We start from the raw sequence: 13116 nt of genomic DNA, 5'->3' as shown, positions 1-13116 counted from the left end.
TCTCCTAACCTACCTTACTCATATCTGGGATGACACCAAGCAGGGTCATTCCTAGGGTTTCTTCGATATCTTCTGGCTTCTTGACACGGTCATCAAGGATTTCCACGCTCACTACTACAAGCACCATCAAGACACCACCCGCAAGCACTCCAATGATAGTATTGCGACGGATATTTGGAGAAGACGGTGTTTTCGGCGTTTCCGCTTCTTCCAGCGTTGTAACATCAGAGACCTTGGTAACAGCGATAATTTTCTCAGCAGCGACTTCACGTAAGGTATTGGCGATACGGCTTGCTTCTGCCGGATCCGCATGCGTAACCGTAATAGACACAATCCGAGTATCTGTTGGTACAGTCACAGTTACCTTAGATGCCAAGTCAGATGGTGAACCTGACAGTTTCAATTCTGAAATGACGGATGCCAAAACATCTTGAGACAGGATAATTTCCTTGTAGTCCTTTACCAGATAAGAACCGGCCTGCAAGTCTTGGTTTGTCAAGGTAGGATTTTCGCCCTGCTGACGATTAACAACGTAGATACGCGTCGTGCTCTTATAAGTAGGTTTGGCAATAAAAACGCTATAACCTAGAGCTAAAATCCCCGTCAATAAGGCAGTTAAGATAATTAAAAATTTCCGTTTCCAAAGTATCTTTAACAAAGACAACACATCGATTTCGATTATTTGATTTTCTTGATTCATGTATTTACTTTCTCCAGAGTTTGATTGATTAAATAAACTCGTTACTTAATAAGATTTCTTGGTTTGTCTTAAAGAGTTCTTCCGCACGCGCAGCTCCATATTTTTTCACGATAAGCTGATAGGCCTTTTGCATATAAGGCGGTCTGTCATCGAGATTGTGCATATCGCTGGCAACGAAATGAACTAAGTCCCGTTCTAGAAAGAACTGAACACGCTTTTTCATAAATTTGTAACGATCACCAAAGAGCTTGGGTTTCAAAACATTTGAACTATTGACCTGCATATAGCAGCCCATATTGATCAATTCGCTGACTCTATCTTCGTCATTTTCCAGACAGTGATAGCGCTCGATATGAGCCACCACCGGAGTCATTCCGAGGCGGATAACATTACCCAAGGCTGAGTGAATATCCTTATATGGTGTATTCATACTAAACTCGATCAAGACATACTTGGTGTCGCCTAGACTGGGAAACCTTCCCTCTTCCAGCTTTTGCAAGATATCGCTAGTATAGTAAATCTCAGCTCCGTATAGCACGGTCAAGTCGTCAGCAACCTGCTTGGCTAACTCCTGTACCTGCTTGAAGTTTGCTGCAATCTTTTCTTCGGGCGTTTCAAACATGCCCTTTCGGCGATGAGAAGTAGAAATAATGGTACGAACGCCCTGCCGATAGCTTTCTTCGAGCAGACGTCGGCTATCCTCTAGTGTCTTAGGACCGTCATCCACATCAAAAATGATATGCGAGTGAATATCAATCATGCTTTACTTCCCTTCCATCACTTCTTGGATCGCTGCTTTGGCTGCTGCCAAGCTATTTTGATCAATTTCCATCATGTAGAGATTAGCCTCAGGCATGGCATGGGAAGGCAGACCTGTATTTCCAGTTCCAGTCAAGGCCTGAGAAGTCACATTATAACTTCCACCTGACTCTAACTGAGTATTGATCAGATTCATCATCGTTTCCAAGCTCATATCGGTCTGGACAGAATCCTGCAGCCCTGAAAGAATGGCGTTGTAATTTTTCAGCGCATCTGTCGAGGTCAACTTTTTAATGACTGCTGCAATGACCTTTTCTTGGTTCTTACCACGATCATTATCTCCACCATTTAGAGAATAACGCTCACGGACGAAGCCTAGAGCTTGGTCAGAGTTAAGATGGACCTTACCTACAGGGAAATGGTAATTACCGTGCAGACTAGTAAACTCTTGGTCGTTCTCAATATCAATCCCACCCAGCAAATCAATCAACTTGAGGAAGGAAGTGAAATTCAGACGCACATAATAATTCAAATCAATGCCGTAGAGATTTTCCAAGGTGTGAACTGAAGCATCTACACCGTAAATACCTGCATGTGTCAGCTTATCTGGCTGATTGAGCCCACCGTCCGCAATTGGAACATAGGCATCGCGCGGCGTCGTCGTCAGCAAGACTTTCTTGGTCTTACGGTTGACTGTCATGATAATGTTGACATCCGAGCGTGACACAGAAGAAATTGGTCCATAAGTGTCAATACCACTGACATAGATATTAAAGACCTCTGCATTCGGATCTTGCTTGCCAATGGCTGTATCAATCTTCTTGCTTATCTTGTAAGTATAGATTTTTTTAATTTTTGAAGCATAGTCAGGATCTTCGCCACGAATCGTATCTTCAAAGACGCTATTCAGGACCATAGCCTTGGCTTCACCAGAAGTCAGCGACTTATAGGCAGCGAGATAAGAAGATGCTGTATCTACTGTCAGCTCATGCCCTTGTGTCTGACTGATATTTTTCATCAGCGCTTGGATATTGTCTTGGTCATTGCCTGATGGGGCCAAAACATTTGTCAACTGTTTGAGGTCCTTAACATCACTATCCGCCGGCACCACGACACTCATTTCATACTCAGAGTAGTTGGAAGTGGAATTAACGCCAGTCGACAAGTCAACCAAACCCTTTACAGCATACATAGACACTGACCCCACAAGCAGGGCTACTATCAAAATAGCACTGGTGGTCTTTCCTGCCTTACCCTTGAAAATCAGGAATCCTGACAAGGCTGCCACTGCTAGGATGAGGACTGCCACTAAGATATTCACATAGCGAAAAGCTAGAAAATGATAGCGAAAAATTGTGAAAATCAAGAAGGCCGCTAACAAAGTATAAACACCCAAGAGGGTGCTATTAACTATTTTTAATCGATTGCTTTTCTTTTTAGATTTCTTTGTTCTCTGATACATTTCCCTTACTACTTTCTGTATGAAATTACTCTATTCTATTGTAGCATAAAAATATGATTTTTTTAAGAAATTCTTAAGAAGATTACATAATTGTAAAAAAATCCTATTCTTTTGTCAACGACTTCAACTTTGAAATCGAATTCAAGATAAAACACAGAAAATAAAGAGTCTGGGACAAAAGTCCTAGCCTCTCAATTGTCTTTGGATTGTCGAGCAAGACGCAGTGGTTGAGTGGGCTCTACTACGCTGATTTCATCAGCTTTTACAGCCCTACTCAACTGTGCGGAGGTGGGACGACGAAATCGAATTCTAACGAATTACCGATTTCTGTCCCACTCTCCTTTTTCTGATAAAGAAAATAGAGCTTGGCTCATGAACTCTGAGAGCCACTTGCATCATAAGTAAGCATCTTTAAAAATTGTAGACAAAGTTGAACTAAATGTCCTATTTTTATACTAGGAATTCTGATCCAATCTAGACGATTACAGCAGCCCATCTCGGTCCACTTGCTCATAGGCCTGGAGCCCATCATTAAGCTTGTCCCAGATGACTACTTGGCCTGACTGAAGGGACTTCTGCACATCAATGATGCGTTGATTGGAGGAACCGCGAAACTGCAGCATGAGGTTCTTCTTTGTAATATCAAAACGGCCATCCACCAAGATGTCAATCAGACTCAGCAGCTCCAGCTTATCCTCCGTTTCCAGCATCATCTCCTCCCAGGTGTAGCCCGTCCAAGACCAGATATCCTTGTCCGGCAGCTCACGCCGAATCCGCTTGACCAAGGGCAGGAGAATGCCTGTATTGAGAAAAGGCTCGCCGCCTAGGAGAGTCAGCCCCTGCACATAGGGCTCCGCCAAGTCTTTCATAATCTGCTCCTCCAACTCTTGCGTATAAGGAATGCCAGCGTTGAAAGACCAAGTTGCTGCATTATAGCAGCCTTCACAGTGAAACATACAGCCACTGACATAAAGGGAGTTGCGGACGCCTTCGCCATCCACAAAGTTAAAGGCCTTATAGTCAATGATTCGACCCTTACTCAGCTCCTCACTTTTCCATTCTTGAGGTTTGGGATTGTTCATCTTCATCCTCCAAATTAATCCAGTAACGCTGACTTCTGTCGATTGTATTTTCGTAAACACCGCCAGCAGAGAAAATCGTGCGGCGACTGGCTTCGTTGTCTTCATCGCAGGTAATCAGCACTCGTTCTAGTCCTTGCTTTCGAGCCTCTGCCAGCCCTAACTCTAGCTGCAACTTAGCCAAGCCTTTTCTGCGTTGACTGGGGCGAATAGAATAGCCAATGTGACCACCCTCCACAAATAATTTGTCATTCAAGGACAAGCGCAGGGCTAAAAAGCCCAGAGGCAAGCCAGTCTCATCAAAGGATAAAAATTGAATGGCGGGAACCCAACCTGCTGGCAGATTCTCAGTATCCTCCTGCTGCTCTACAATCTTTAACCAATCCTCATAATCCTTTGCTCGCTTCCAAGTGGAGCCCATGCCACCGTGCATATAGGATTTTGCTGCATCGAACTCAGCAATCATTTCTAAAATTGCGTCTTTATCTTCCAAAGTTGGTCGTTGTAACTTCATAAACTATCCTCAATCTAAATCAATCCAATAGCGCTCTTTCCCGCCTCGAATATCCTCCAAAACTCCACCATTAGCTAGAATCACTGCTCGACTGGCAGCATTATCACAATCACAAGTCACTAAAGCACGTTTGATATTTTTACTTTTAGCTACTTGCAAGCCTTGTCGCAGCTGCTCTTTGGCCAATCCTTTCCCACGCGCAGAGGGACGGATACTATAACCGATATGCCCGCCTTCTTGGAGCAAATGGTCATTGAGCCGTAAGCGCAGATTGAGAAAGCCCACAGCCTGACCATCCGCAGCAAAAGAGACCAGTTGGATGTAAGGCACAAAACCTTGCGGCAAGCCTAGACCTGCCTCAGCTAGCTGAATGGTCTCCAGCCAGTCCTCATAAACAAAATCCGCTCCTCCAAAGAAGCCGTCCTGTCGGCTACCAGCTGCTTCAAAGTCAGCCAGCATCTCTAAAATCTTTTCCTTGTCTTCTAGTTTCGGTCGTCTTAGCTCCATAGTGCCTCCTGATACGAAGAGAGTGAGACCGCCTTGCGCCCCACTCTGACTTCTATTATTTCTTGTTTTTTTCTAAAAATTGCTGACGCAGTTTGGCCAATCGCTCTTTTTTGCCATTGCCTCCCCGCGAATGTTTTTCATGGAAACGCTGCACCTGAGCCTTTCCTTTGTCGTCCAATTGATACTTTCCCATCTTAATTTCCTTCGTACTTAATAGTTGAGCCATTCATATGCTTGACCCGAGCTGATATTTCCTTGTGGCGGCCATTGACCATTGGACGGGCTTGCGGGTTTCCTAAGTAACCGCAGGTCCGCTTCACCACATCGACCGTCTTGGGATCGCTGTTGCCACAGTTTGGACAGGTGAAGCCCCGCTCGGTTGGCGTGAAATCTCCCTCAAAGTTACACTTATAACAACGGTCAATTGGTGTATTGGTTCCCAGATAGCCAACCCGATCATAGGCATAGTCCCAGACAGCTTCCAAAGCCTTGGGATTTTGCTGCAGCACAGGGTATTCACAGTAGTGGATAAAGCCGCCTGAAGCACCCACTTCAGGATAAATCTTCTCAAAATCCAGCTTTCCAAAAGGCGTTGGATTTTTCCGCACATCGTAGTGGAAAGAGTTGGTGTAGTACTCCTTGTCAGTGATATCTGGAACGATGCCAAACTTCTCTGTATCCAAACGGCAGAAACGGTCAGTCAGACTTTCGGATGGCGTCGAGTAAACAGAGAAATGATAGTCATACTGATCTGACCATTCTTCCACTCTACGCTTCATATCTTTGACAATGGCAACCGTAAAGTCCTTGGCTTCTGGATTAGTTTCCCAGTCGCCACCGTAAAAGACTGCTGCCACTTCATACAGACCGATATAGCCTAGGGAAACCGTTGCACGACGGTGAGTAAAGAGCTGGTCTACCTGATCATACTTGCCCAAGCGTTGGCCAAAAGCCCCATACTGATAAAGAATCGGTGCATTGGCTGGACTGGCTTCTTTGGTCCGCTCCACTCGGTAGACCAAAGCGTCCTCAGCGATATTCATCCGCTCATTAAAGAGTTCCCAGAATTTATCCAAATCCCCTTCGGATTCAAGCGCAATCCGTGGCAGATTGACAGTAACGACACCCAGATTCATACGGCCGGAATTGACTTCCTGACCATTTTCATCTTTCCAGCCTTGTAGGAACGAACGGCAGCCCATCGGTACCTTAAACGATCCAGTCAATTCGATAATCTTGTCGTAGGAAAGGACATCTGGATACATACGCTTAGTAGCACACTCCAGAGCCAGTTCTTTGATGTCGTAGTTAGGCGTCCCTGGCTCGAGATTGAGTCCACGCTTAAGGGTGAAAATCAACTTAGGGAAAATTGCTGTGCGGTGCTCGCTTCCCAGTCCCTTGATACGGATATTGAGGATGGCCTTTTGAATTTCCCGCTCAAAACGACTGGTGCCCAGACCAAAGCCCAGCGAAGTAAAAGGAGTCTGACCATTAGAGGTAAAGAGAGTATTGATCTCATACTCCAGTGACTGCATGGCGTCGTAGATGTCCTTCTTGGTCTTCGCCCAGGCGTATTCTTCCTGCTTAGCCGGCAAAACCCATTGCTCCGCATCTTTGAGATGCTTTTGATAATTAAGCTCAGCATAAGGCGCCAAGACTTCATCAATCCGATCGGCCGAACAACCACCGTACTGGCTGGAAGCTACATTGGCAATAATTTGTGAGATTTGCGCTGTCGCAGTCTGGATAGACTTGGGACTCTCTACTTCTGCATTCCCAATCTTGAAGCCATTTTTCAGCATGCCGTCAAAGTCAATCAAACAGCAATTAGTCATCGGTGTATAAGGGCTGTAGTCCAAATCATGGTAGTGGATGTCCCCCTTCTGGTGGGCATTAGCCACATGAGGCGGCAGCATCTTAAGCCCAATGGATTTGCCGACAATCCCAGCTGTCAAATCCCGTTGGGTATTGAAAACATCGCTGTCCTTATTAGCATTCTCATTGACTACCGTACGATCTTTGTTGAGGAGCTTGTCAATGGTAAAGTTGATATCAGTCGCTTTTGAGCGCTCAAAATCCCGTTGGGTGCGGTAAGTGATGTAGTTCTCCGCAATGGCGTATTCCTTGGCATTCAAAAGCTCATGCTCAACGATGTTCTGAATCTCATAGATTTTGACATACTTAGCGAAGCGGCTGCTGATTTCTGCCACAACACGGTCTGTAATGGTTTCGAGCTTAGCTTCCAGCATAGGCATCATGGGACCAAGGTCCTGAGCCGCTCGTACCATAGCCTTATAGATCTTAGTCACATCAAAAGCTACTCTCCGGCCGTCTCGCTTCTCAACGTAGATGGTAGGCGCTGTATCAAATTTTGCTTCTCTTAAAATCATCACAAACACTTCCTCTTCTCAATTAATCATCTACCAAACATTATATCACTCCAAAATAAAAAATCAATATGTTGTGGTAAAAATGTCAATTTTTTATTTTACACACAACATATTGATTTGATTACTTACTTTGATAAAGCTTGAAGTGATTGAGTTTTAGGTTCACTTCTTCGTAATCTTGAGAAATTTTCTTTTTTATATCTGAAAAGAGTTTCACATCTTTATTGACTAAAATAAACTTCGGACTCGCCTCGTTTAAAGCGTTGCGCAATAAAATGCGATTTTCCTCCGTTCCTGTATAAAGCGAAGGACTCAGTAGAGAAACAGCCGATAAACGCTGCGCCTTGTTATAGAGGCTAGCTGTATTGTCCCAAGCATAAATGCTATCCTTGGCAGTGCTATTTTCACGGATATGTTGGGCTACCAGATTTCTCTCAGCGGAAACTCCGCTGGATAGAATATACTCATTTACAAATGGATAAGCTAGGAGGTAAAGCATCGCAAGCAAAGGTAGAAAGAGTTGCTTACCCAAATAACGATTCCAGCTAGAAGTCTTGGTAGGCTTACGGTGACGTCTTTCATGACCATCCCTGTCTCCACCTGTATCTAGCCACAAGGCTAGTAATAGTAGGGCAAAAGGCAGAGTTGTCAACAATTGATAAGCGCCCTTCTCTGGCAGACCTAAAACTCCAACAAAGCTAATAGGGAGGCCTAGCAGCCCAATAAAGCGCATGCCACGCGCAGCAGTTGGCTCTTCTTTGAAAGCAAAAGCCGTCATCAGCGCTGTCACAAAACCTAAACCTAGGAAGAGCAAACCATAATAGAGCAAATGATCTAATAAATAGCTGCTATTGAGACGAAAAGCCTCTAGAACATAAGTCACTTGGCTAATCGCCACACCAAAAGAACCATTCAAAACTGTATAGTAGCCCAGTGGATAAAAGACTAAAGAAAAACCTAATAGACCTGCCAGCAATTGATAAAAGCCACGCGCTTTTCGCTTGTCAGCGATATTGTACAGAAGCAAAAACAGCGTCGTCAATGAGTAAAAAAGCAGGCTAAAAGCCGGCTCGATTAGAAAAGCCAAGGCTCCAACCATCCCAAAACGAATAAAAGACTCATCGCGGACACGCCCTTGTAAGTACTTCACGAGATGGTACAAACTCCGAAAGATAAATGGGAAAGCAAAAATAATAGAATAAGTTCCGCCAAATCCCAGTGTCAGTACAAACAAATAGAACAGGATTGTAATCTGGCGAGCTAGACCACTTCTAACCGTTATTTGTGAAATTGTCTGGAAGAGATATATTCCTGCCAAGGTCAAAGCCACTACTTGGAAAAGTAAAAACAATAGCTGACCCAAAAATAAATTCCCCAACCAGCTTACCAAATAGTAGAGAAGACCGCTGGTTCCATAAATATTTGCATAGGCAACTTCTCCCTGAGTCAAGGCCCAGCCAGCATATAGATTTTGTGATTGCAAATTGGTGGATAAGTTGGTTAGTAGAGGGTTGATGACACTGGTCAAACTGACCAAAACGCTCCAAAAAAATAGTTTTAAAGAAGGAACTGGCTCGATTATTTTCTCTAACCGCCGTCTCTCACTCGTATTTTGCCAGGTTTCTGCGGACATAGATACTAAAATTTCCACGTTTTCCTGCTGATTTCTATCGTTCATAAAAGTTCTCCTTGATTTCCATACTCTATAGTATATCAAAAAACACTCTTTCTGTCAGCCTTATCTTGGCTCCCTTTCTTTTTCTGGCTCTTCTTTGCCAAGCGCTCCAAATCGCGGAATTTCAAGTAAACTAGCCGCTCTTCTGGACAAGAAAGCTGATAAATTATTTTTGCTATTTCCATCTATAATCCTCCTTTGATTCTCTGTCCTCTATTTACTATTCGTAAAATAAAGACAGTAATCACAAGAAAGCATGATGTGTAGCTAATGTCTCAGCAAAAGACAGAAAAAAGGGGCTGGGACAAAAGTCCTAGCCTCTCAATTGTCTTTGGATTGTCAAGCAAGACGCAGGGGTTGAGTGGGCTCTACTACGCTGATTTCATCAGCTTTTACAGCCCTACTCAACTGTGCGGAGGTGGGACGACGAAATCGAATTCTAACGAATTACCGATTTCTGTCCCACTCTCTTTAAAGTAGCGGAGCAAATAATTGCATGATTTCCTTCAATAAACGTTGGTACCAGCTATTCTGGAGGGTTTCAAGAGAAATTTCTTTGGAAACATCAAACAAATCTTCAAAATCCTGCTTAATGTCCGCAATCGTTTCTGTCTGATACATAAGAACCGCATTTTCATAATGATGCACCAGACTACGGTAGTCAAAATTAATGGTTCCGACCACGGCTAACTCATCATCTGAAATAACGTTCTTACTGTGGATAAAACCAGGAGTGTACTCGTAAATCTTAACACCAGCCTCTAGCAAGTCTGGATAAGCACCACGAGTGACGATCTGAATCAGCTTTTTATCAGGAATAAACGGAGTCACAATGCGAACATCCACTCCTCTCATGGCTGCATTTTTGATATCCTCTGTCAAATCATAGTCAATAATCAAATAAGGGGTCGTGATATAGACATAATCGATGGCTTGATTGATAATATTCTGGTAGACAGCCTTGCCCACCTGTTCCTTATAAATCGGCTTGGGGCCACTACCATACGGAATATAAAGCCCTTTGCCTTCCACTCGCTGGCTATCAAAATGATAACGGTCAAAGTCTGTAATTTCCCCGCGATTAATGTACCAATTCATCAAGAAAAGACGTGTCAAAGCCTTTACTGCTCGCCCTTCCAGACGGACACCGCCATCTTTCCAATGCCCGAAGCGCACGATATGGTTGATATACTCATCTGCCAGATTAATTCCGCCTGTATAGCCGACTTGCCCATCCACCACTAAAATCTTGCGGTGGTCACGATTATTATAGGCCACCGTCATCCGCGGAATCACTTTGTTAAACTTATGGGCATCAATTCCCATCTTGCGCAGTCTTTTCGTGTAATCTCCCGAAAGGGTCGCCATACAGCCAATATCATCGTAGAGCAGCTTGACTTCAACTCCCTGCTGGACCTTATCTACCAAAATCTCAAGGACACGATTCCACATCAAACCTGGATCAATGATATAAAACTCCAGAAAAATGAATTTCTTGGCCGAACGCAAATCATCCAGCATGGCCTCAAACATCTCTTCGCCAAGAGGGAAATATTGCGAAGCCGTGCCATCGTAGACATCGGCATTGTGATCCATACTCAGCAAAGACTTGACAATACCAAAGGCTGATTTATTTTCCTGCTTGAGTTCGACTCGCAGGTCATAGCTGTTGTCCTCTCGAAACTTCATTGAGTCCATTTTTTCCAGCTGCTGGATTTCTTTTTTGGAAAGGCGTCGCTCCCCAAACATCAGATAAAGCAAGAAGCCAAAAACGGGCACAACTGCGAACAAGAGCCAGGTCACCTTGCTTTCAGGAGGCATATTCCGATTGACAATCGCCAAGATAGTCCCAATATATAAAGAAACAATGACAAGGGCTGATAACCAATTAGGCACCAACTGATTAAAATAGAAAAAGGCCGCAAAAACAAGAAATAATTCCAGTAACATGATAATGATGCTGAAACCATACTTGGACATCAGCAAACGAAACTTGCCTAGATTCATCCTAATCCTTCCTCATCTCACATTTTATCTAGTATAACAATAATTAGCAGCAATTTCAAAATTTTTTCAAAGAAAATGGCCTCTAGTCCAAGATTAAAGGAAGCCCCAAGACTCCGTTATTCACAAACACAAAAAGCTGGAGCGTCTGTCCAGCCTTTTTAGGATATTCCTTTTTTGAAAATTATTGCTTGGTGAAGACGATTGTGTCGTCATCATCGTTTTCCTGCGACAAATCTTCCAGAGTCAGTTGATTGCCCTCTACGCGATAGCGCTTAACGTCATCCCCAACAATCATGGTTTGATTGGTTGGATCAATCTGCATCTGTTCAATTTCCTGCTCACCGTCGTGTTCGACTTTGGTCAGGGTTCCTTTATTTCCAGAAACTTCTAGAGTTAAAGCATCACCTTCATGAGTGGCCTTATAAGTCCCATCTAAGTCACTAGCAGCCGTTTGACTGGAAGTAGAAGCCTCTGAACTACTAGTATTTACGCTACTGTTTGTATTGCTACTTGCCTTGCTATTTGATGACACTGTCTCAGATGACTGAGAAACGGAGGAACTCGCTTGAGATTGAGCAGCTTGATTGGATGGATTTTGGCCAGAATTGCCACAAGCTACCAATACAAAAGCGGTCATAGCCGTAAGGGCTGAAAGAACTAATTTTTTTGAAACTTTCATTTTGTTTCTCCTTTCTTTGTTCCACTTCTATTTTACCAAACAGGGCTTTCTATGGTCAACTTATACACTCTGGAGGTAGGCTCGAACCTCTGCAATAAAATAAAGTGAACCCGTTACAAAAAGAACTTGGTCGGCCGTCTGCTCTTGTTTGAAATTCTCGATAAAGGCTCTGTAATCCGCCACATAGTCAAAGTCCGCAGCTTCTGCCTGCCCCACAGATTCCCCGTAGTCAAAGCTGGTCACCGTCACCTGAACCTCCGGCAGAGCCTCCTGCAAATAGTCCAGCATGCCGCTATAATCCTTGCGCTTCAAAGCTCCAAACAGCAGGCTGCATGTCTTGCCCTTCTGTCCCTTGATAAACTCGACCAAACGCGCCAGAGCTGGCAAATTATGGGCACCGTCCAGATAGATATTCGGACGAATTTCCTCTAGCCTCCCCGCCCAATGGGTCTTCCGCAAAGATGAAGGAAGCATAGAAAAATCAATTTCCCAGCCCATTTGCTTCATAAAAAGCAGAAAGGCCTGCAAAGCCAGCGCTGCATTTTCTTCTTGGTAAGTACCTTGCAATCCCAAGACCAAATGCGATAAAATCAAGTCTTTATTCTTAAAAGAACCATCAGAAAACGAAAAATTTCGCCTGTATTCATACAAATCCAAGTCCAAACTTGCTGCCCGCTGTTCACAGACCTGACGAGCCTCCTCTGGCAAGGGACCAATGACTGCAGAGCGACCGCTCTTGAAAATGCCAGCCTTCTGCTCCGCAATCGCTGTAAGCGTCTGCCCCAGCGTTTCCTGATGATCCAAGCCCACCGATGTCACCACTGCAACTTGCCCATCCAAGACATTGGTCGTGTCCAAGAGTCCGCCAATTCCCACTTCGATGAGAGCCAGATCAACCTGCTCCTCTCTGAAATAAAGAAAGGCTAGCAAGGTCAAGATTTCAAAATAGGATAGCTGGTCGTGAGTCTTGACCAATTCACTCTCCATCTCCTGAATCTGCCGCCCCAAGCGAACAAAATCAGCATCCGAAATCGGCAGGCCATTGATACAAATACGGTCATGGACGCTGATCATATGCGGAGATGTAAAGCTAGCTACCTTTTTCCCTTGATCGGCAAATAGATTCCGCATAAAAGCAATGGTAGAGCCCTTGCCGTTCGTTCCCGTCACATGAATGACGGGGTAAGCCCCTTCAGGATTCCCCAGCAAATCTACCGCTCTCTGCATCCGTTCCAGACCTGAACGAAAGTTTAGGCCAATACGACCGTTCAACCATTTTTCAATTTCATTCATCATTTTTCCTACATAAAAAGAGAAGCGAAGCGGACTTCAAATGTGAATCAC

General features: G+C 44.2%; 13 protein-coding genes. All 13 read right to left on the bottom strand.

What is annotated here, in order from left to right:
• Window positions 1-4: 4 nt before the first annotated feature.
• Window positions 5-700, bottom strand: a complete 696-nt coding sequence (locus D8791_RS00755) for a CspC family polysaccharide chain length determinant protein (protein WP_125445936.1) — start codon at window positions 698-700, stop codon at window positions 5-7.
• A 28-nt stretch (window positions 701-728) separates the two neighbouring features.
• Window positions 729-1460 (bottom strand): capsular polysaccharide biosynthesis protein Cps4B, encoded by a 732-nt coding sequence (gene cps4B, locus D8791_RS00750; RefSeq protein ID WP_125445935.1) that lies wholly within the window; start codon window positions 1458-1460, stop codon window positions 729-731.
• A gap of 3 nt (window positions 1461-1463) precedes the next feature.
• On the bottom strand, window positions 1464-2921 hold the full coding sequence (gene cpsA, locus D8791_RS00745; protein ID WP_125445934.1) for an LCP family glycopolymer transferase CpsA: 1458 nt from the start codon (window positions 2919-2921) through the stop codon (window positions 1464-1466).
• Window positions 2922-3403: 482 nt separating this feature from the next.
• Complete coding sequence (gene nrdG, locus D8791_RS00735) at window positions 3404-4003, bottom strand: anaerobic ribonucleoside-triphosphate reductase activating protein (protein ID WP_015605938.1); 600 nt, start codon at window positions 4001-4003, stop codon at window positions 3404-3406.
• Window positions 3969-4514: a GNAT family N-acetyltransferase gene (locus D8791_RS00730; protein ID WP_125445933.1), complete on the bottom strand. Its 546-nt coding sequence runs from the start codon at window positions 4512-4514 to the stop codon at window positions 3969-3971. The genes nrdG and D8791_RS00730 overlap by 35 nt, the downstream gene beginning before the upstream one ends.
• A gap of 9 nt (window positions 4515-4523) precedes the next feature.
• Window positions 4524-5021 carry a GNAT family N-acetyltransferase gene (locus tag D8791_RS00725; RefSeq protein ID WP_125445932.1) on the bottom strand — a complete coding sequence of 166 codons (498 nt, stop codon included), beginning with the start codon at window positions 5019-5021 and terminating at the stop codon, window positions 4524-4526.
• 55 nt (window positions 5022-5076) lie between these two features.
• The gene (locus tag D8791_RS00720) at window positions 5077-5214 is read right to left on the bottom strand and encodes a hypothetical protein (RefSeq protein ID WP_005592063.1); all 138 of its coding nucleotides are present in this window, start codon (window positions 5212-5214) and stop codon (window positions 5077-5079) included.
• A 1-nt stretch (window position 5215) separates the two neighbouring features.
• The gene (gene nrdD, locus D8791_RS00715; protein ID WP_125445931.1) at window positions 5216-7411 is read right to left on the bottom strand and encodes an anaerobic ribonucleoside-triphosphate reductase; all 2196 of its coding nucleotides are present in this window, start codon (window positions 7409-7411) and stop codon (window positions 5216-5218) included.
• A 121-nt stretch (window positions 7412-7532) separates the two neighbouring features.
• Window positions 7533-9089 carry a heme transporter CcmD gene (locus D8791_RS00710; RefSeq protein WP_125445930.1) on the bottom strand — a complete coding sequence of 519 codons (1557 nt, stop codon included), beginning with the start codon at window positions 9087-9089 and terminating at the stop codon, window positions 7533-7535.
• 35 nt (window positions 9090-9124) lie between these two features.
• Window positions 9125-9271: a hypothetical protein gene (locus tag D8791_RS10280; protein WP_185760522.1), complete on the bottom strand. Its 147-nt coding sequence runs from the start codon at window positions 9269-9271 to the stop codon at window positions 9125-9127.
• 286 nt (window positions 9272-9557) lie between these two features.
• Window positions 9558-11093 (bottom strand): cardiolipin synthase, encoded by a 1536-nt coding sequence (cls, locus tag D8791_RS00705; RefSeq protein WP_125445929.1) that lies wholly within the window; start codon window positions 11091-11093, stop codon window positions 9558-9560.
• 181 nt (window positions 11094-11274) lie between these two features.
• A complete protein-coding gene (locus D8791_RS00700; RefSeq protein WP_125445928.1) occupies window positions 11275-11772 on the bottom strand; it encodes an SP_0198 family lipoprotein in 498 nt (165 codons plus the stop codon).
• 60 nt (window positions 11773-11832) lie between these two features.
• Complete coding sequence (locus D8791_RS00695; RefSeq protein WP_125445927.1) at window positions 11833-13065, bottom strand: bifunctional folylpolyglutamate synthase/dihydrofolate synthase; 1233 nt, start codon at window positions 13063-13065, stop codon at window positions 11833-11835.
• Window positions 13066-13116: the final 51 nt, after the last annotated feature.

Source organism: Streptococcus cristatus, from assembly GCF_003943515.1.
Taxonomy (GTDB): domain Bacteria; phylum Bacillota; class Bacilli; order Lactobacillales; family Streptococcaceae; genus Streptococcus; species Streptococcus cristatus_D.
This window is presented reverse-complemented; position numbering and strand designations above follow the sequence as displayed.